Origin of the sequence: Neorhizobium sp. BETTINA12A, from assembly GCF_023006485.1 — a bacterium.
Taxonomy (GTDB): domain Bacteria; phylum Pseudomonadota; class Alphaproteobacteria; order Rhizobiales; family Rhizobiaceae; genus Neorhizobium.
The window spans coordinates 15,183-33,782 of the sequence record NZ_JALBGW010000041.1 but is presented as its reverse complement, the minus strand read 5'-3'; the positions used below and the strand labels follow the sequence as shown (position 1 = coordinate 33,782).

The 18,600-nt window shown below is 62.8% G+C and carries 18 protein-coding genes; 10 read left to right on the top strand and 8 right to left on the bottom strand.

The window, feature by feature from the left end:
• Both MOV61_RS13230 and murA read right to left on the bottom strand, forming a co-directional pair.
• The coding region (locus MOV61_RS13230; protein ID WP_247136884.1) for an N-acetylglucosamine kinase at positions 1 to 788 on the bottom strand (788 nt) is incomplete at its 3' end.
• A complete protein-coding gene (murA, locus tag MOV61_RS13225) occupies positions 785 to 2,041 on the bottom strand; it encodes a UDP-N-acetylglucosamine 1-carboxyvinyltransferase (protein ID WP_247032853.1) in 1,257 nt (418 codons plus the stop codon). The genes MOV61_RS13230 and murA, both read right to left, overlap by 4 nt.
• A 228-nt stretch (positions 2,042 to 2,269) precedes the next feature.
• Between murA and MOV61_RS13220 the strand changes: the two genes are divergently transcribed.
• Entirely contained in the window at positions 2,270 to 3,121 is an 852-nt protein-coding gene (locus MOV61_RS13220; RefSeq protein WP_038543847.1) for a MurR/RpiR family transcriptional regulator, read from the top strand.
• Between the two features lie 9 nt (positions 3,122 to 3,130).
• Here the strand turns inward: MOV61_RS13220 and MOV61_RS13215 are convergent, their stop codons facing one another.
• The 5 genes from MOV61_RS13215 to MOV61_RS13195 all read right to left on the bottom strand — a co-directional run bounded on the left by MOV61_RS13215 (position 3,131) and on the right by MOV61_RS13195 (position 7,527).
• Positions 3,131 to 3,781, bottom strand: a complete 651-nt coding sequence (locus MOV61_RS13215; protein WP_247136883.1) for a class I SAM-dependent methyltransferase — start codon at positions 3,779 to 3,781, stop codon at positions 3,131 to 3,133.
• Positions 3,782 to 3,874: 93 nt separating this feature from the next.
• Positions 3,875 to 4,495 carry a 2-dehydro-3-deoxy-6-phosphogalactonate aldolase gene (locus MOV61_RS13210; protein ID WP_038543844.1) on the bottom strand — a complete coding sequence of 207 codons (621 nt, stop codon included), beginning with the start codon at positions 4,493 to 4,495 and terminating at the stop codon, positions 3,875 to 3,877.
• A 12-nt stretch (positions 4,496 to 4,507) separates the two neighbouring features.
• A complete protein-coding gene (locus tag MOV61_RS13205; protein WP_247136882.1) occupies positions 4,508 to 5,437 on the bottom strand; it encodes a 2-dehydro-3-deoxygalactonokinase in 930 nt (309 codons plus the stop codon).
• A 2-nt stretch (positions 5,438 to 5,439) separates the two neighbouring features.
• On the bottom strand, positions 5,440 to 6,363 hold the full coding sequence (locus MOV61_RS13200; protein WP_247136881.1) for a 2-dehydro-3-deoxygalactonokinase: 924 nt from the start codon (positions 6,361 to 6,363) through the stop codon (positions 5,440 to 5,442).
• 12 nt (positions 6,364 to 6,375) lie between these two features.
• A complete protein-coding gene (locus MOV61_RS13195; RefSeq protein WP_247136880.1) occupies positions 6,376 to 7,527 on the bottom strand; it encodes a mandelate racemase/muconate lactonizing enzyme family protein in 1,152 nt (383 codons plus the stop codon).
• Between the two features lie 142 nt (positions 7,528 to 7,669).
• Here MOV61_RS13195 and MOV61_RS13190 point away from each other — a divergent pair, with 142 nt between their 5' ends.
• The 8 genes from MOV61_RS13190 (at position 7,670) to MOV61_RS13155 (ending at position 16,723) form a co-directional block, all read left to right on the top strand.
• On the top strand, positions 7,670 to 9,394 hold the full coding sequence (locus MOV61_RS13190; RefSeq protein WP_247032859.1) for an SMP-30/gluconolactonase/LRE family protein: 1,725 nt from the start codon (positions 7,670 to 7,672) through the stop codon (positions 9,392 to 9,394).
• Between the two features lie 17 nt (positions 9,395 to 9,411).
• The gene (locus MOV61_RS13185) at positions 9,412 to 10,506 is read left to right on the top strand and encodes an ABC transporter ATP-binding protein (RefSeq protein WP_247032860.1); all 1,095 of its coding nucleotides are present in this window, start codon (positions 9,412 to 9,414) and stop codon (positions 10,504 to 10,506) included.
• The gene (locus tag MOV61_RS13180; protein ID WP_247032861.1) at positions 10,503 to 11,309 is read left to right on the top strand and encodes an SDR family NAD(P)-dependent oxidoreductase; all 807 of its coding nucleotides are present in this window, start codon (positions 10,503 to 10,505) and stop codon (positions 11,307 to 11,309) included. The genes MOV61_RS13185 and MOV61_RS13180 overlap by 4 nt, the downstream gene beginning before the upstream one ends.
• An 85-nt stretch (positions 11,310 to 11,394) precedes the next feature.
• Entirely contained in the window at positions 11,395 to 12,666 is a 1,272-nt protein-coding gene (locus MOV61_RS13175; RefSeq protein WP_247032862.1) for an ABC transporter substrate-binding protein, read from the top strand.
• Between the two features lie 186 nt (positions 12,667 to 12,852).
• On the top strand, positions 12,853 to 13,785 hold the full coding sequence (locus MOV61_RS13170) for a carbohydrate ABC transporter permease (RefSeq protein WP_247032863.1): 933 nt from the start codon (positions 12,853 to 12,855) through the stop codon (positions 13,783 to 13,785).
• A gap of 1 nt (position 13,786) precedes the next feature.
• Positions 13,787 to 14,623, top strand: coding sequence for a carbohydrate ABC transporter permease (locus tag MOV61_RS13165; protein ID WP_247032864.1), 837 nt, complete (start codon positions 13,787 to 13,789; stop codon positions 14,621 to 14,623).
• Positions 14,620 to 15,531: a dihydrodipicolinate synthase family protein gene (locus MOV61_RS13160; RefSeq protein ID WP_247032865.1), complete on the top strand. Its 912-nt coding sequence runs from the start codon at positions 14,620 to 14,622 to the stop codon at positions 15,529 to 15,531. The genes MOV61_RS13165 and MOV61_RS13160 overlap by 4 nt, the downstream gene beginning before the upstream one ends.
• Positions 15,532 to 15,541: 10 nt before the next feature.
• Positions 15,542 to 16,723 (top strand): mandelate racemase/muconate lactonizing enzyme family protein, encoded by a 1,182-nt coding sequence (locus MOV61_RS13155; RefSeq protein ID WP_247136879.1) that lies wholly within the window; start codon positions 15,542 to 15,544, stop codon positions 16,721 to 16,723.
• A gap of 67 nt (positions 16,724 to 16,790) precedes the next feature.
• Here MOV61_RS13155 and MOV61_RS13150 read toward each other — a convergent pair whose 3' ends face one another.
• On the bottom strand, positions 16,791 to 17,450 hold the full coding sequence (locus MOV61_RS13150; protein WP_247136878.1) for an SGNH/GDSL hydrolase family protein: 660 nt from the start codon (positions 17,448 to 17,450) through the stop codon (positions 16,791 to 16,793).
• Positions 17,451 to 17,557: 107 nt separating this feature from the next.
• Here MOV61_RS13150 and MOV61_RS13145 point away from each other — a divergent pair, with 107 nt between their 5' ends.
• Positions 17,558 to 18,589 (top strand): LacI family DNA-binding transcriptional regulator, encoded by a 1,032-nt coding sequence (locus MOV61_RS13145; protein WP_247136877.1) that lies wholly within the window; start codon positions 17,558 to 17,560, stop codon positions 18,587 to 18,589.
• The last annotated feature ends 11 nt before the right edge of the window (positions 18,590 to 18,600 follow it).

The following is an 18,600-nucleotide window of genomic DNA, read 5'->3' as shown; positions in this document are numbered from 1 at the left end:
CAGGCCTCAAGCGGGCTCGACAGCCCGCCCAGCAGCGTGACGCGCGGCGCGCCCTGATCGAACAGCGTGCGTACCAGCGTGTCGATCTGTTCGGCGGCGCTTTGGACGATGCGGCGGCCGACGGAATCGCCCTGATCCGCATGGCGCATCACCATCGGCGCCAAGGAGGCATAGTCGGTGGCCGACGACCGGTCCATCCAGCCGATGGCTTCGTAAGGATCGTTCTGGAAACGTTGCATCACCTCGATCAGAAGAGCGGTCTTCTCGATCCGCCCGTCATGAGCCCGAAGCGCCAATTGTACGGCTTTCAGGCCGAGATCTGCACCGCTGCCTTCGTCCGAAATGGGAAATCCGTAGCCGCCGAGGCGCAGGTCGCGGCCTTCTGCGAAACCGAGCCCGATCGAGCCGGTGCCGGCAATGACGATCGCGCCGTCGCGACCCGAATGCGCGCCGAGGCACGCGCCCATGCCGTCGCTGACGAAATCGATGCTGGCGAACGAGTGCGGGATCGCCTTCAAGGCCTCGACGGAGCCCTTGCGGCCGGTGCCTGCAAGGCCGACGCCCACATGGGTGCGGGCCATCGCGTCAGGTCCAAACCCGGCTTCGTCCAGGGCGGCGTTAAAGGCGCGCGAGATCGAGGCCCAGGCCTGCTCGATACCGAGCCGCGTCGTGGCAGGCCCGGAAAGACCCTGTCCGAGTACAGCGCCGGATGCGTCCTCGATACGGGCGCGGCAGCCGGTACCACCGCCATCAACCCCCAGGAAAAAGTATTCGGTTGCGGCCGTCATGCGCTGAGCCGCTCGATATCGGCTCCGCATTGGCCAAGCTTGCGGTCCAGTTGTTCATAACCGCGGTCGAGGTGGTACACCCGGTTGATGATCGTTTCGCCCGACGAGACCAGCCCGGCGAGCACGAGGGAGACGGAGGCGCGCAGATCCGTCGCCATCACCTGCGCACCCTTCAACGGCGCGCCGCCGCGCACCAGTGCGGTGGTTCCCTGGAGCGCGATATTGGCGCCGAGGCGCATCAGTTCCGGCACGTGCATAAACCGGCTTTCGAAGACGGTTTCGCGGATCAGCGATGCACCTTCGGCACAGGCCGCGAGCGCCATGAACTGCGCCTGGAGATCGGTCGGGAAACCCGGATAGGGCTCGGTGGTGATATCGGTTGCCTTCAGCGGTCCTTCGCGCGAAACGACAAGGCCGCGGTCGCTCGGCCAGATGCTGACGCCCATCGCTTCCAGCACCTGGACGATGGAAGCCATGTTTTCCAGCCGCGCGTTGGTAAGCTCCAGCATGCCGCCGGTGATCGCGGCTGCCACGGCGTAAGTTCCGGCCTCGATGCGGTCGGGGATGCCGTGATGTTTCGCCGGCTGCCAGGTGGTTGAACCTTGAACCAGGATACGGTGGGTGCCGGCGCCTTCGATGCGTGCGCCCATGGCGATCAGGCACGCGGCGAGATCGGCGACTTCGGGTTCGCGGGCGGCATTGAGGATTTCGGTTTCGCCCTTGGCGGCGGTCGCGGCCATCATCGCGGTTTCGGTGGCGCCGACGGAGGGGGAGGGAAGCACGATACGGCTGCCCTTCAATCCGCCCGGTGCCGAGGCGACGATCAGGCCGCTCTCGATATCAATGTCCGCACCCAGCGCTGCCAACGCCTTGACATGCATGTCGACCGGGCGCGCACCGATGGCGCAGCCGCCGGGGAGCGATACGCGCGCCTGGCCGAAGCGGGCGAGCAGTGGTGCGAGGACGAGCACGGTGGCGCGCATCTTGCGAACGGTGTCGTAGGAGGTCTCTTTCGAGACGATTGCCTTGGCATCTACGATGGTGGAATGGCCGGTGCGGGTGACGGCGGCGCCATGCAACTCGACGACCCCCAGCATGTTTTCCACGTCGCTGACCTGCGGCAGGTTGGTGAGCTCGACCGGGTAGGGGCTGAGCAGCGTTGCCGCGATCTGCGGGAGCGCCGCGTTTTTCGCCCCGGCAATGGTGACGGCTCCCTGGAGCCGATGACCGCCGACGATCCGTAATCTGTCCATGGCGAAACCTGTCGAAGAGGCGCGGTGAATCTCAAATCAATCTGCGCTTCGTCGAAACTAAACCACCCGGCGCCTCTGTCAATCATTCGGAATTTTTTATTCCTTTGTGCAGCATTATCTGCGATAATCCATCCTTGGTTTAAGAATGGAAACGCTGTTGCGGAGGACCGTTCCGGTGATATCCTCCACCCGACCCAAGGCCGTATCCCGGAGCTTCCATAGGAACGCATGTCAGTCTTAAAGAAGATCAACGCGCAGCTCGAGGATATGGCGCCGGCGGACCGGGAGATCGGCCAGTTCATCCTCGACAATCCGGACCAGATGCTGCGGCTTTCCTCCGCAGCGCTCGCGGCCGAGACGGGGCGCAGCCAGTCGAGCGTCGTAAAATTCAGCCAGAAGCTGGGTTTTGCCGGATACCAGGAGCTGAAACTCGCCGTCAGCGAGGCGAAGGCGCAGGAATGGCATGCGCCTCCCGGCATGATCCACGGCTCGATCGAGGTCGGCGACAGCTACCTGACGATCCTGCAGAAGCTGATCGGCAGCAAGATGCTGTCCATGCAGCAGACGCTTGCGGTCAACAACGAGCAGGAGATCGAGCGGGCCCTGACGGCGCTCAACGATGCGCGACGCATCCATATGGCCGGCGTCGGGGCATCGTCGCTGGTCGCCCGCGATTTTTCCTACAAGCTGATGAAACTCGGGCGCAACGTGCTGCATGACAGCGACAGCCATGTGCAGATGGCGAATGTCTCGACGCTCAACAGCCAGGACGTGCTGCTGGCACTTTCCTATTCCGGCACCAGTTTCGAGACGCTGAGGATCGCCGAACTGGCGCGCCAGCGCGGCGCGACGGTGATCGCCATTACCGGTCTCAATGGGAATCCGCTGATGCAGGCGGCGGATATCCGACTTTATACGGTCGCGGACGAGGAGCGGGTGCGCTCGTCCTCCATCACCGCGCGCGATGCGCAGCTGATGCTGACGGACTTGCTATTCATCCTGCTTGTGCAACGCCAGCCGGATGCCAACGAATACGTCCACAACAGCGAACTTGCGGTCTCTGTCCTGAAGGCCAAGTGATCCCCGCGTTCAAGCGGCCATGCGATGCTTCAGGCGCATGACCTTGAAGAAACCATTCGGGAACACGCGACGGATTTCCGCCACCTCGAAATCGCCTCGGCGCTTCGCCCATTCGACAATCCGGGCGATGCGGAAGGACGAGCTCCACCCAACCCGATGCACTAGCGGCGCGACAACATCTTCGATCGCCCCTTGCAGTCCCCGCCCGTCGCCGAGCTTGCTCGCAACGATGATCTCGCCGCCCGGGCGTAGCACGCGGGCGCATTCGTCAAGGGCACGTTCGGGATTCGGGATCAGCGTGATGACGAAGGGCAGGCAGACGGCGTCGAACGAACGATCGGCGAATTCGAGATTGTGCGCATCCATGACATGCAGCGACTGAACGTGGGCTAGCCCGGCGCGCGCGACCTTCTCACGCGCTTTGGCGATCATGTGTTCGGAAAGATCGATGCCGGTGACGCGGCAGTGTTTCGGATAATAGGGCAATACGAGCCCGGTGCCGACGCCGACTTCGAGGATGTCCCGTCCGACTTCGGCGGCGAGCCTTGCGACGGTGCGATGTCCGTCGCGCAGCAAGCCTCGATAGACCCGGTCATAGACCGGCGCCCACCGTTCATACACCTTCTGCTGATGTTCGGCGCTGTTGCGGATAACTGCCAAGATCGTCCCCTCCGGTTTGCCCTGCTTGGGCTAAAACTCAGGAGGAAAACGATAGTTCCGCTTCGCGACGGTATTGCGACAGGGTTTTAGACGTCAAAGCGCGCGCATCGCGTCCATGAATTCTCTCGCCTTTTGCCCGATGGAGGCGATGTCGGCACCGGGTTTGTAAAGGGAGGAGCCTATGCCGAAACCGGCGGTACCCGCCTGCGCGTAGACAGCCATGTTCTCGGGCGTGACACCGCCGACCGCCAGAACCGGAATGTCCTTCGGCAGTACCGCCTTCCATGCCTTGATGACATAGGGCGGGATGGCTTCCGCCGGAAAGGCCTTGATGCCGCTGGCGCCGGCCTCGATCGCCGCGAAGGCTTCCGTCGGGGTTGCGACACCCGGCAGGCTCACCATACCGGCTGCGCGGCTGGCCTTGATGACTTCGACATTCGCGTTTGGCGAGATGATCACCTTGGCGCCGGTCGCGGCGACATCGGCGACCTGGGCCGGGGTCAGTACGGTGCCGGCACCGATCAGTGCCTGGTCTCCGAAACGCTTGACGAGCTTTTCGATGCTTTTCAGCGGATCGGGGGAGTTGAGCGGCACTTCAATGATCCGCCAACCCGCCTCGACGAGTACCTCGCCCACCGCTTCCGCTTCTTCCGGCTTGATGCCGCGCAGGATGGCGACGAGATTGCATGCCTTGAGCGCCTCTTGGAAGGTCATCTCGAAACTCCTTTATTGCGCGGCTTCGGCCGCGATCAGCATGATGCCGCGTTTCGCGGCGTTTTCCGGAGCGGGTTCGACCGTCAGGCCGAACAGCGGCGCGATCCGGCCGTAGCGGCTGTTGAGCACGTTGTTGCCGACGATGCCGATCGTATCGCCGTTCTTGAACCAGCCGGCGGCACGGGCCTGGCGGAATTCCGAGCCGATGACGAGGCCGGAGACGTAATCGAGGATATCTTCGGGCTTCAATTTGCCGTCGAGAATGCCGGTGCGGGCGCTGAAGATCGCCGACAGGAAGGCATCGGCTGCGGCCGATTCGCTCGCTGCGAAGTCCGCCCCGCGATCGAAACTCTGCCAGTCGGGCTCGGCGCCCGGCTGCGGCTCGAGAGCCTTGGCGATGAAGGAATGTTTGGTCAGAAGCGAAAATACCTCGCCGGTCGCGTAGGTCTGGAAACCGTCGATGCGGTTGTCCCTGACCCGTGCCCATTTGCTATGGGTGCCGGGCAGGACCAGGGTGCGGTCGCGCTTGAGGCCGTAGCCGACGATCTGGGTTTCCTCGCCGCGCATCACATCCGGAAAGGGTTTTGCGGCCGGATCGCGCATGCCGGGCAGGAAGGTGATGACGGCGCCGTTCTGAAGAGTGAGTTTGCGCGTGCCGGCGGCAAGCTCGGCGATCCCGCCGGGCGTGTCCACATAGGGTACTTCGACCCAGCCGTTGCGGCTGGTGATCATGCCGCTTGCCAGGACGGGCAGGGGGCCATGTGCCGAAAACCACTCACCCACCGTTTCCATCAACGCCTGCTCGAAGGCGCCGTTCTTGACGAACTGGATGCCGCCGCTCGACGTATCGCGGGTATCGAGCGTTTCGCCTGTTTCCGAAACCAGCATGGCGCGCAGCGAGCTCGTTCCCCAATCGAGGATGATCGAGGTGGGTTTTGGCATGGTCACATTTCTCCCGAAGCGGCTTTCGCCCCTTCGATAGCCCGTGACGTATCACCCTGTCGAGAGGCGACCCGCCGGAAACCGGCGGCGATGTCGGGCGTGACGAGATTTGTCTGCGCCCCGAAGATCTCGAGCGCCGTCTTGTAACGCTCGGCGAGCGCGGCGTGGCCGACGATGTTGATTTTCCTCGGTTTGTCCTGCCCGAGCGCTTCCGAGATTTCCGCGCCGATCATCAGGCCGGTCAGATAATCGGTGATCTCTTCCGGCGCCAGACGATCGAACAGGACCAGGCTGCGCGCTGAAAAGACGCGGGCGAGGATGCGGCCGGGTAGGGTCTCTTGTTCAAGCGCTGTCTGGACCCCGCGGCGAAAGGCGTCCGGGCGCTCCTCGTAGGCTGCCGGGATGAGGCGCGAGACAAGCGAATCCTTCTTGAGCAGATTGAGGATTTCGCCCGACATGTAGGTGGTGATCGCGGTGATGCGGCCGCTCTCCATCGTCACCCATTTGGCATGAGGGCCGGGCAGCACGAAGATGCCGTCGTTTTCCGTGAGGCCGAAGAGCGACATTTCCTCGCCGCGCATCACGTCGGGCAAGGGTTTGGTCTGGGCGATGCCGGGCAGGAAGATCAGCGGTGGCAGGCCTTCGACCTCATGCGCAACCGCCTGGGCCAACAAATCCGCAGGCCCTGCCGGCACCGGGGCGAAAGGGCTTTCGATCCAGCCGTTGCGGCTGGTGACCATGCCGGAAAACAGGATCGTTTCCGCTCTGTCGATCCAGTCGCCCAGTTCCTCGCGGAGTGCGGCTTCGAAACCGCCGGCCGTGACCTTGGTCGTGCCGCGGTCGCTCTTCTTTTCGCCATGCACCGTGGTGTCGTCGAGAAGCAGTGCACGGAAGGCGGCGGAGGTCCATTCGATTGCAATATACATGGGGGAATCATCCTAATAGGCGGGTTTGACCGGGAACCAGTCCTTGCGTTCGGTATCGAGATAGGCGCCGGCAATGCCGGATACGCTGTATTTTTCGAGCAGTTCGACATCCACTTCGACGCCGAGACCCGGGCCTTCCGGCACCTGGAAACGGCCGTCCTTCAGGACCGGCGGATTGGGCGAGATATCGCCGCCGAGATAGGCACGTTCGGTATCGATGGCGATCGACATGTTGGGAAGCGAGGCCGCGAGGTGGATATAGGCAGATTGCGACAGGGCCAGTTCGGCTCCGGAATGCAGCGTCACCGAAATGCCGACCGCCTCGCAGATTGCCGCCGCCTTGATCGTCTGCCAAAGCCCGCCGGCCTCGTGCGGATCGAGGAGCACGACATCGGCTGCATTGGCGCGGATGATGTTGCCGACATCGGACAGTGTGTAGGCGCTTTCGTCGAGCGCGATCGGCACCGTGGAGCGGGCGACGAGCGCCGCATGGCCGGCGAGGTCGTCGAGTTCCAGCGGCTGCTCCACGTAGGCAGGGTCGAAAGCCTTCAGTTTTTCGAGCTGGCGCTTGGCGGTCGCCGGGTTCCAGGCGCCGTTGACGTCGAGCCGCAGCGGATGGTCGCCGATCTCCTTTCGGGAGGTTTCGGCAAGCCTGATGTCGCTCCTTTCGTCAAAACCGATCTTCACCTTGAAGGTCGTGTAACCGATGTCGAGGAAACGCTTCAGGCGTTCCGAGAGACCTTTGGGATCATTGGTGAAGAGATAGGCGGCGGCCTCGACATCCTTGCGCCAGCGGCCGCCCCACATGGCATAAAGCGGCAGGTTCGCCTGTTTGCCGAGCGCATCCCACATCGCCATTTCCATGGCGCAGATCGCCATCACTGCAGCGCGCTTGTGGTGATAGAAGCCGGCGCCGAGCACATGGCGGTGGAAACGTTCCGCATCCGCGACCGGGTATCCGATCGCCAGTGGTGCGACGACATCGGCGAATACTGCGGGCACGTTGGCGATCAGCGAGATCGTCTCGCCCCAGCCGATGATCCCGGCATCCGTCTCAATCCGGCAGATCAGCCGAGTCGTGCCGATTCGCCGCCCGGAACCCCAGAGAATGTCCTCGGTGAACGGCATACGGACCAGCCAATGGTCCACTTTGGTGATGCGCAAGATATCCTCCCATGGACGGCAACTTCCTCGCCGCTTCAGTTTCACTGTTGACATGGAACTTAGTTCCAAGATAACTCTCTTGGCAAGAGCGAGACGGCATGCTGTGGGAGCAGCACTGAAAATCGTCGTCCAGGGAGAGGGCATGGCCAAGGTACAATTGGAAGCGATCGACAAGGATGTCGCCAATGATACCGGCAGCGTGCCGGGTGTTCAGGCGCTGACGCGCGGCATTCAGATTGTCGATGCCGTGGCGGCCGAAGCCCGCGGCCTGCGCTTCACCGAGCTGCTCGACCAGACTCAATTGCCGAAGGGCACGCTGCACCGGCTGCTGCAGGCGCTGGTCGACGAGCGGCTGCTCCACTTCGATACACGCGACCAGGTCTACCGGTTGGCGCCGCGGGTGTTCCAATGGGCTCATAAGGTGTGGGACAATTTCGATCTGCGCGGGGCTGCCGAACCGGAACTGGCGCGGCTTCGCGACCTGACGGGCGAGGCGATCCGTCTCGGCGTGCTCGACGGCGGCAGCGTTCTTTACATCGACCAGCGGGAAGTGCCGCAACCGCTGCGCCTCAACAATGGCGTCGGCTCGCGCGCAGCACCGCATGCCAGCGGCCTCGGCAAGGCGATCCTGGCGCATCTGACGCTCGAAAAACGCCGCGCGCTGCTCGACGGCATCGAACTGGAGCGACTGACCCCGAACACGATCGTCAATGCCGAGGAGCTGAGCCGCCAGCTCGATCTTACCAAGGCCCGCGGTTACGCCGTCTCGGTCGATGAGCAGCATATCGGCATTTCCTCGGTCGCCGCACCCGTCCTCAACCATCGCGGCGAACCGATCGGCGCGATCGGCATTATCGGCCCATCCTTCCGGCTGCCGGTCGACCGGCTGCACGCTTTCGGCCGCGACGTCATCGAGGCGGCGCGCCGCACATCCGGTAATTTTGGAGAGTTTCCCATGTCGCTTGCGGTCAAGCCGCGTCCTCTCGGCCCCGATCGCGCCGACGTGCGCTGCGTCATTCCGGCAAGCACGTTTCTCGGCGAGGGCCCGCACTGGTCGCCGGAGCACAAGAAGCTCTATTTTGTCGATATCCTGGCGCCGGCCGTGCATACGGGCGACCCCGCCAAGGGCACCTATACGTCCATGCAGTTGCCGGAGCTGATTGGTTTCGTGATACCCCGCGCGCGCGGCGGTTTCGTCGCCGCCATGCATGGCGAGATTCGCGGCATCGATCTTTCGACCGGCGACATCACGACGATCTCGCGGCCGGAGGCAGACCGTCCCGGCAATCGTTTCAACGACGGCAAGTGCGACCGTCGCGGCAGGCTTTGGGCCGGTACGCTCGCGATCGACACGACGCCGGACCAGGGGCGGCTCTGGAGGATCGATCCGGACGGGCGGTCGCGGGAGATGGATCGCGGTTTCCACGTCTCGAACGGTCTTGGCTGGAGCCCGGACGACCGCACCTTCTATTTCACCGATACCAACCGGCAGACGGTCTATGCCTATGATTTCGATATCGAAAACGGCGAAGTCGCCAATCGCCGGACCTTTATCACCGTGCCGGAAGCCGAAGGCAAGCCGGACGGCATGACGGTTGATGCGGAAGGTTTCGTATGGATCGCCCATTGGGACGGCTGGTGCGTTACCCGCTACGATCCGCAGGGCAAGGTGGAGCGGGTGATCAACCTGCCGATACCGCGCCCGACGAGCTGCGTCTTCGGCGGTCCCGACATGCAGACCCTGTTCGTGACGTCCGCCCGCATCCGGCTTTCGGCAGCGCAGCTTTCCGAAGCGCCGCTCTCGGGCAGTGTGTTTTCCATCGATACCGGCATCAAGGGCCAGGCAGCCCAGATGTTCGCGGGCTGAGAACTCAAGAGATACCCATGGCCAAGCTTGAACTCAAAGACATCCGCAAATCCTTCGGTTCGGCCGAAGTCCTCAAGGGAATCGACCTGACGGTCGAAGACGGCGAATTCGTCGCTTTCGTCGGTCCGTCGGGCTGCGGAAAATCAACGCTGCTGCGTCTCATCTGTGGTCTCGACGAAATCACCTCGGGCAAGATGGCGATCGACGGGGAACTGGTGAACGACGTGCCGCCGGCCAAGCGCGGCATTGCCATGGTCTTCCAGTCCTATGCGCTCTATCCGCATATGACGGTTGCCGAAAACATGGGTTATGCGCTGAGACTCGCTGGCACGCCGAAGCAGGAGATCGATGCCCGCGTCGTCCAGGCGGCCAGGAAACTCCGCATCGACACCTATCTGGAGCGCAAGCCCCGCCAGCTTTCCGGCGGTCAGCGCCAGCGCGTCGCGATCGGCCGTGCCATCGTGCGCGAACCGCGCATCTTCCTGTTCGATGAGCCGCTTTCCAACCTTGATGCCTCGCTGCGCGTCGAGATGCGCATCGAGATCGCCCGGATGAAGGATACGCTCGGCACGACGATGGTCTATGTGACCCACGACCAGATCGAGGCGATGACGCTGGCGGACAAGATCGTCGTGCTGAATTCCGGCCGCGTCGAACAGATCGGTTCGCCGCTCGACCTCTACAACAAGCCGGTCAACCGCTTCGTCGCGGGCTTCATCGGGTCGCCGCGGATGAATTTCCTGAGCCTCGGCGCCAGGAAGAGCGAAGGCGTCTTTACTGTTCCGGGCGGAGAAGTGCGTCTGCCGCGCGACCTGTCCTCCGCGCCGGCAGAGATCGGCATCCGGCCGGAGCATGTGGAGCTGGTGAGCCGCGGCGCCCCGGATTCGCTCGCTGGGACCGTCACCATGACCGAACATCTCGGCAGCGACACCTATGCCTATGTGGCGCTCGAAGGTTCCGATGAGATGGTCGTCGTGCGCCTGTCCGGCGATCGCGCCGTCAAGCGTAGCGAGCCGATTGGCGTCCATGTCGACCCGGCGATGATCCACGTCTTTTCCGCCGCCGGCCTTTCGCTTGCCTCCGCGCGTCCCGTTGCCCTGGAGGCCGCATGACCATCCATCCCGAACTCATTGCAAAGGTTGAGGTCGAGGCCGCGACATATCCGAGCCTCAAGGGCAGGGGCGTGCTGATCACCGGCGGAGGATCGGGCATCGGCGCGTCGCTTGTCGAGCATTTCTGCGCCCAGGGCTGCAAGGTCGGCTTTCTCGACCTTAATGCCAATGTGGCCGACGAGACGGCCGAAACGGTCGGCAGGAAGACCGGCAATACCCCGTTCTATCGTGCGGCGGATCTGCGTGACATCGACGCCCTGAAGGAAGGGATCGAGGCACTCCGATCCGAGATCGGCCCTATCCGAGTGCTCGTCAACAATGCCGGCAATGACGATCGCATGCCGCTCGAAGACGTGACGCCGGACTATTGGGACGAGCGTTTCCAGACCAATTTGCGCCATCAGTTCTTTGCTGTTCAGGCGGTCGTGCCGGAAATGGCGGAGGCTGGTGGCGGGTCGATCATCAACATGGGCTCGATCTCGTGGATGCGTGGTGCTGCCGGGCTGATCTTCTATACGACCGCCAAATCCGCCGTCATGGGCATGACCAAGTCGCTCGCCCGCGAATTGGGGACACGCAATATCCGTGTCAACTCGATTGCGCCCGGCTGGGTGCTGACCGAGCGCCAGGTGGAGCGCGCCAAGCGTGTCTACCAGGGCAAGTTTTCCGAATACCTCGAGGTTCAGTGCCTCAAGGAGCATCTGCTGCCGCCTGATATCGCCCGCATGGCGCTGTTCCTGGCGGCAGACGATTCCCGCCTCATCACGTCACAGACATTCATCGTCGATGGAGGCGTCGTCTAACAAAGGCAAGGCGGATACGGCGCTCGCCGCTTGACCTTTTTCGGGTTGAAACAGAGTTCCATCATCATCGTTTCGGGAGGATCTGATGAACACCTTTACCAGACTGATCGGCACCGCCGCTGTCGCGCTTGCGCTCGGCTCCGGTGCCGCCAAGGCAGCCGATCTCAGCTTCATGAGCTTCACTTACGCGGAAGAGGCCAACAAGGCGATCGTCCAGGGTGTCCTGGACAATTTTCAGAAGGCCGAGAAGCTGACGGTCGAGCCGCTCGGCTTCGCCTGGGGCGACATGCAGAAGAATATCTTTCTGCGCGCCCGGTCGAAGACTCTGCCCGATGTCGCCCAGCTTTCCGAACGCTGGCTGCCGACCTTCGCGAGCCTCGACAATCTTGTCGACCTGAACACGGTCTACGGCAAGGACAAGCTCCAGGCGGCTTTCGCGCCGGATGCGCTCGCCATGGGCAATATCAACGGCAAGCAGCTTGCGCTGCCGCTTCTGTCCGGTTCGATCGGCATGGTGGCCAATAAGGAAGTGCTTGCGAAGGCCGGCATCAATGACGTGCCGAAGACCGTTGATGACTTCAAGAAAGCTCTGATCTCGGTGCGCGACAAGGTGCCCAACTCGGTGCCGTACTCCATGGCGACCAAAAACAACGGCTCGATCCTGATCGACTTCATGGTCTGGAACTGGGTGCATGGCGGCCGGATCATTGACGACGCCGGCAAGGTCGTCGTCGACAGCCAGCAGAGCCGCGATGCGCTCGGCTTCATGGTCGGCTTGCTGAAAGACCGGTTGGCTGCTCCGGAAATCGACCGCCCGGACTCGCGCCGCCTGCTGGCGCAGGGCGCTTCGGCCTTCTATCTCGACGCCCCGCAGACGCGAACCTTCCTGCGTGATTTCTCCGGCAAAGGCCAGGCCTTCGATGCCAACGTGCTGCCGATGCCGACACCTGTGCTGAAGGCAGGTGACAAGTCTGTTTCCGTCCAGTGGGGACATCTGCTCGTGCAGTTCGCAGCCGCCGGCAAGGCCAAGGCGGATGATCCGGCCGACAAGTTCCTGACCTACATCATTTCGGACAAGGTGCAGACGGACCTTCCGTTGAAGATGAGCGCGCTGCCGGTCACCAAGTCCGCCCGCGCGGCGGTTGCCGACGACGCCTATCTCAAGAACTGGTCGGCTGCGACGGGAGACGCCCGCCGCAACGAAGTCGGCATCTGGTCCAATGCCGCCGACCTCACCAACATCATCGGCGAGGAAGTGCAGGGCGCGCTGCTCGGCCAGAAGTCTGCCGACGATGCCATCAAGTCCATGCAGGCTCGGCTGACGACCAGCATGGAGAAGGCGAAGAAGTCGGAATAGGTCGGTCGAGGCTCCCCCTCATCCGCCTGCCGGCACCTTCTCCCCGAGGGGAGAAGAGATATGCCGCGCTGCCGCCGTCCCTCCTCTCCCCAGCGGGGAGAGGGTGGCCGAGCATAGCGGAGGCCGGGTGAGGGGGCGTCGTGCTCTGTGCCTGCGGCATAATGATATCTACAGGAAATAGCCTCCATGGCCGTGATCGAAAACAATGTCGGAGCCTATCCGGTCTCGCCGCATGCGAACCGCGGGGGGCTGAAAGCCGGGCAGAACCGCATCGGGCTTCTTCTGCTGCTGCCGGCGGCAGTCGCCTTTGCCGCGGTCATCCTTTATCCGTTTCTGTCGGCGCTTGGCCTGTCGCTGTTCGAATACACCGTCGAGATGATGGAGCCGCGTTTCATCGGCTTCGAGAATTTTTATAAGATCGCGTCGGACCCGGATGTCTGGGCGGCGTTCTGGACGACGGCCATTTACGTGGTGTTGACGACAACGGGCACGCTGGTCGCCGGTCTCGGCTGGGCGCTGATCATGAACCAGCAGTTTGCCGGCCGTGCGGTGCTGCGATCGCTGTCGCTGCTGCCCTGGGTGCTGCCCTCGACGGTCAGCGCCTTCATCTGGGGCTGGATCTTCAATTCCCGTTACGGCGTGCTCAACGCCTTGCTGATGGAACTGGGGCTGATTGACTACCCACAGGCCTGGCTGTCGACGCCTGAAGGCGCGATGCTCGCCGTGGTGCTGACCAAGATCTGGCTCTCCATCCCACTCTTCATGTCCTTCTTCCTGGCCGGCCTGCAAAACCTCGACAAGGAGCAGATCGATGCCGCCCGCGTCGACGGCGCCGGAAACTGGGCGGTGCTGCGCGACCATATCCTGCCGCACCTGCGCCCGGTTCTGATGATCGTCGTGGTTCTCGGCGTAATCGGCAATCTGCAGCAGTTCGATACGATTTATGCGCTGACCGGCGGCGGACCGGTGCGGGCGACGACGGTTCTCTCCGTCGAGGTCTATCGCCGCGCTTTCGAGCAATGGGATATCGGCTTTGCCTCCGCTGTCGGCGTGCTCTGGGTTGCAGCGCTCCTACCGCCCGCCTTCCTCTATCTGCGCATGCTGGTGAAAGGAAACTGAGATGTTCGACCTTTCCTCCCGTCAGGCAAAAATCGTCTTTTTTGCCGCCCTTGCTGTGATCGGCTTCTTCCTGTTCTTCCCGCTCTACTGGCTGGTGATCTCGTCGCTGAAGGCGAATGCCGAGCTCTACCGGGTGGTGCCGACGCCGTTTCCGACGATGCCGAGTCTCGAGCATTTCATCCGGGCGCTGACTGCCGGCAAGTTGCCGATGTACCTGATGAACAGCCTGATCACTTCGACCTGCAGCGCCGCGCTGGTGACGCTGCTGGCGCTTTATGCCGGCTTCAGCTTCGCCAAATACCGTTATTTCGGCCGCCAGCCGGTGATGTTGTTCATGCTCTCGGCGCAGATGTTTCCGTTCGGCCTGCTGCTGATCTCCATCTATCCGCTGATGAGCGAGCTGAACCTGCTCGACACAAGGCCGGGCCTGATCCTCAGCTATATCGTCTTTGCGCTGCCGGTCTCGACCTACATGCTCTACAGCTACTTTACCCAGGTGCCGGACGAGCTGATCGATGCGGCGCGGGCGGATGGCGCGAGCGATCTCAGGATCTTCCATACGATCGTCATCCCGATCTCGATCCCGCCGATCGTCACGGTATTCCTCTATTCCTTCATGTGGTCCTGGAACGACCTTCTCTATTCGATGACGCTGATCGTCTCGGACGAGAAGCGCACCATCGGGCCTGGCCTGCTTCTCACCTATCTCAACGAGGTCAATTCCGACTGGGGCGGCGCCATGGCGGCATCGCTGATCGCGTCTGCGCCCATCGTTGCGGCCTTCATGTTCCTCCAACGTTATTTCATTCAGGGCGTCACCGCCGGAGCAGTCAAATGAGCAAGATCCTCGCCGGGGCTTTCCCCGTTCTTCCCACACCGTTCCGCGACGATGGTTCGATCGACGAGGCGGATTTCCTGTCGATCATCGATTTTGCGCTGGAGAGCAATGTGGACGGCGTCGTTTATCCGGGGGTCGCCAGCGAAGTGGACACGCTGACGCCGGAGGAGCGCAAGCGGCAGGTGGAACTGCTGGCGGAGCGGATCGGCGGGCGCATCCCGATCATTATCGGCGCCAGCGACCCGGATCCGAAGGCTGCGGCCAAGCACGTGGCGCAGGCGGCGAAGATCGGGGCAGGGGCGGCCATGGTGATGGCGCCGCTTTCGCTCGGGAACGACATCGCCGCGCAGACTGCTTATTTCAGGGAAGTCGCTGCCAATGCCGGCGTGCCGATCATGCTGCAGAACCAACCGAAGCCGATCGGCGCGGGGCTGACGCCGGAAGAGGTGGCGGCAGTTGCCAATGCCGTGCCTGAAATCCGCTACGTCAAGGAAGAGACCGCGCCCTGCGGCCAGCATCTGACCCGGATCAAGGCGGCGGCCAACGGTTCGCTTGACGCGATCTTCGGGGGGGCCGGCGGGCGTTACATCACCGACGAACTGGCGCGCGGTGCGGCCGGCACCATGCCCGCCGCCGAGCTTGCCGATATCCACGCTCAGATGATCCATGCCTGGCAGAAGGGCGATGTCGCGACGACACGAAAACTCTATAACGTCTCTCTGCCGCTCCTGAATTTCCAGGCCATCTTCCGCATGCACATGACCAAGGAAGTGCTGCGCCGCCGCGGTGTGATCAAGCACACCTTCGTGCGCGGCAAGGGACCGAAATTCGACGAGGGCGATGCCAGGGAACTGGCGTTGCTTCTGGCGGAGGCCGATCTGCCCTATACCAATCACAAGCCCAATTGAGCCGGAACCCATGCCAAAAAACGTCGTCGATGCGATCGTCTCGGTCGAGACCTTCATCATCTCCATTCCCCGCGAGGTGCCCTATCTTGGGCCGCTGAAAGAGGGCGAGGCGATCAACGCGCGCGGTTACCTGATCCGCAAGGGCAACCGCACCATCTATCCCTCGACCGACATGACGCTGCTGATCAAGGTCACCGGCGAGAGCGGCAAGGTCGGCTGGGGTGAGTGTTACGGCATCGTCGCTCCCGAAGCGACCAAGGCGATCATCGACGACGTGCTCGGCCCGGTCATCATCGGCCGCGATCCGGGCGATGCGGCGGTTATTCACGAGGATCTCTATGACCTGATGCGGGTGCGGGGTTTCTTCGGTGGCTACTACCTCGATGCGCTTGCCGGCGTCGACATTGCGCTCTGGGACCTGACCGGTAAGAACCTCGGGGTGCCGGTCTCCACCCTGCTCGGCGGGCGGCGGTACGATACGATCCGCGCCTATGTCTCAGGCCTGCCGAAAGCGACGCTGAAGGAGCGTTGCGATCTGGCCGTCCATTGGGTCGGCAAGGGCTACAAGGGCATCAAGTTCGCGGCAGTCGTCTCCGAGGAGGATATCGTCAAGGAAATGGCGGCTCTGCGTGAAGCGGTCGGTCCGGACATCGACCTGATGGTCGACCTGCACTGGAAGTTCGAGGCGGGCGAGGCGATCCGCATCATCCGGCGGCTGGAACCCTACAATCTCTATTTTGCCGAGGCGCCGGTGCAGCCGGAAAACCTCGAAGGCCAAGCGCGGGTTGCGGCCGGCATCGGCGTGCCGCTGGCGCTCGGCGAGGAATTGCGCACCACCTATGAATACAGGCCACGGTTCGAAAAGCGGGCGATGAGCATCGTGCAGCCGGAAATGGGCCATACAGGCATCACCGAGTTCATCCGCATCGGCCAGATGGCGCAGGCCTTTCACATGAACATCATGCCGCACGCATCGATCAGCGTCGGCATCTTCATGGCGGCCAGCCTGCAGGCCGCGTCGGCGCTGCAGAACGTGCCCTATCACGAATACCAGCACTCGATCTTCGACCGGAACCTCACCTATACCAAGGGCGACATGGCGTCGGGCGAGGGCACCTACGTGGTGCCGACCGGCGCCGGCCTCGGCGTCGAGCCGAAGGAAGAAGTGTTCGAGTTTGTCGTCAGACGGTGACAGGGTCGACGCCCACTGCTGAAGGGGCTGTCGCCGCATGGCGACTGCGGCGCAGTGCCCGAGATCATCACCGAGCGGCATGCCGGAACGCTTCGAAGATCACCCGGTGGCCGGCGTCGTTGGGATGGGTGATGTCGGGCGAGGCGAGGAAGCCGTCGCCGTGCTCCATCATCCGTTCGTAGACCGGGGCGTAAAAAACCGAGAATTGCCGAGCGATCTCGCGGACCGCCTCCACATAACGCTCAAAGCCCTGGCGGGTCTGGCCGGTGAAGCCCGTACTTCCGACCGAGAATCCGGCATCCGGAATATAGGGCGGGCTGCCGATCGCGATCCTTTGCCCGTGCCCGGCTGCGATCAGGGCCTTCAGGATACGGCTATAATCCCGCACGAAGCCTGCGGCATTCATGGTTTCGGGGCCCGCGGTGTAGCGGGCGTCATTGTAGCCATAGAGGATCAGGATCGCGTCCTCGTGCGGTCGATCAAGAAGTGATTCAACAAACCTTCCGACTCCATTGTTCGGCCTCGGCTTTCCCTCGGCGAGCTTCGAGCCCTGCAACACCGTTCCCGGAATGGCGTGATTGCGGATCGGGAAGCCATCGACCGCACCGGCAAACAGAGCCGGCCAGGCGAGTTCGGGGCGGGAGGCGTTGAAGCCGGCGGTGATGCTGTCGCCGAATACGCGGGTGCCGGAAATTGAAAGCGATTTCAGATGCTCCGCAAATATCATCAGCTTTTCCTTCATTTTCCCGCTTGACAGCAGCCGGTGCAATCTTGTTTATACGTATTAGCTGCTAATACGCATTAGCAGTCAAGAGGAGACAGGGAGGATGTTGCGTGGCGGCGCCTAAGCGTTTGACCCAGCACGATATTGCGAAATTGGCCGGCGTCAGCCAGGCGACCGTTTCGCTTGTGCTGAACGGCGCGCCGACAGCTCTGGCGCGTATTCCGCAGGAGACCCGCGAGCGCGTCCAGCAGGTCATCCGCACCACCGGTTACGTTGCCGATCCCATCGCGCGCCGGATGGCGAAGGGGCTGAACCGCATTCTCGGCGTGTTCACCTACGAGCCGGCTTTTCCAAGCGCCCAGGCCGACTTCTTCACGCCCTTTCTGCTCGGCATCGAGGAAGAGGCGCAGATCCAGAATTACGACCTTCTGCTCCTGACCGGCGCCGGTGTCGGGCAGGATCGGAAAATCTTTGCCGATGGGAATCGCTTGAGGATCGCCGATGGCTGCCTCGTGCTCGGCCGCGAATTCGACCGTGCGGAGCTGACGCGACTGGTAGCCGGCGACTATCCGTTCGTGGCGATCGGCCGACGCGAGGATGCCGGCGGACCGGTTCCCTATGTCGGCGGCGATTATGCGAATGGCACGCGGGCGCTCGTCGAGAAGGCAAGGGGGCTCGGGCATTCGAAGCTCGCCTATATCGGCCCACCGGGACCGGCGGAATCGACTGCCGATCGGTGGTCGGGCTTTGACGGTGCCCTCGGCGACGGTCTTGAGCTTGTCCTGCATATCGAAACGGTGGGACGCGCGGCAGACGAGATACTGGACGCTCTTTTTGGCAGCGGTGCGACTGTCGCCTTCTTTGTCGAGCTCGCCGATGCGGTGCGCGTCGAGGCGGCCGCGCGCGCGCGGGGCCTGTCCATTCCCGGCGATTTTTCGGCCGTCGTGCTCGGCAGTCATATCCGCGCCGAGCGCAGCCATGTGCAATTCACCTCTTTCGACATCCCCCGCGAGGAAATGGGCCGGCAGGCGACTGCGATGCTGGTGCGCCGCATCGAAAGTGGAGATGCCGGCGGCCAAATTCTTCTGACCTGTGAACCGGTCGAGGGGGAAACCCTTGGACCCGCAAAAAGACGGACATGATCAACGTGACA

Bases quoted from the DNA above. Each gene is read 5' to 3' on its own strand.
- murA (WP_247032853.1), bottom strand. From the start codon at position 2,041: ATGGACAGATTACGGATCGTCGGCGGTCATCGGCTCCAGGGAGCCGTC.
- MOV61_RS13220 (WP_038543847.1), top strand. From the start codon at position 2,270: ATGTCAGTCTTAAAGAAGATCAACGCGCAGCTCGAGGATATGGCGCCG.
- MOV61_RS13210 (WP_038543844.1), bottom strand. From the start codon at position 4,495: ATGACCTTCCAAGAGGCGCTCAAGGCATGCAATCTCGTCGCCATCCTG.
- MOV61_RS13205 (WP_247136882.1), bottom strand. From the start codon at position 5,437: ATGCCAAAACCCACCTCGATCATCCTCGATTGGGGAACGAGCTCGCTG.
- MOV61_RS13200 (WP_247136881.1), bottom strand. From the start codon at position 6,363: ATGTATATTGCAATCGAATGGACCTCCGCCGCCTTCCGTGCACTGCTT.
- MOV61_RS13190 (WP_247032859.1), top strand. From the start codon at position 7,670: ATGGCCAAGGTACAATTGGAAGCGATCGACAAGGATGTCGCCAATGAT.
- MOV61_RS13185 (WP_247032860.1), top strand. From the start codon at position 9,412: ATGGCCAAGCTTGAACTCAAAGACATCCGCAAATCCTTCGGTTCGGCC.
- MOV61_RS13180 (WP_247032861.1), top strand. From the start codon at position 10,503: ATGACCATCCATCCCGAACTCATTGCAAAGGTTGAGGTCGAGGCCGCG.
- MOV61_RS13175 (WP_247032862.1), top strand. From the start codon at position 11,395: ATGAACACCTTTACCAGACTGATCGGCACCGCCGCTGTCGCGCTTGCG.
- MOV61_RS13170 (WP_247032863.1), top strand. From the start codon at position 12,853: ATGGCCGTGATCGAAAACAATGTCGGAGCCTATCCGGTCTCGCCGCAT.
- MOV61_RS13165 (WP_247032864.1), top strand. From the start codon at position 13,787: ATGTTCGACCTTTCCTCCCGTCAGGCAAAAATCGTCTTTTTTGCCGCC.
- MOV61_RS13160 (WP_247032865.1), top strand. From the start codon at position 14,620: ATGAGCAAGATCCTCGCCGGGGCTTTCCCCGTTCTTCCCACACCGTTC.
- MOV61_RS13155 (WP_247136879.1), top strand. From the start codon at position 15,542: ATGCCAAAAAACGTCGTCGATGCGATCGTCTCGGTCGAGACCTTCATC.
- MOV61_RS13150 (WP_247136878.1), bottom strand. From the start codon at position 17,450: ATGATATTTGCGGAGCATCTGAAATCGCTTTCAATTTCCGGCACCCGC.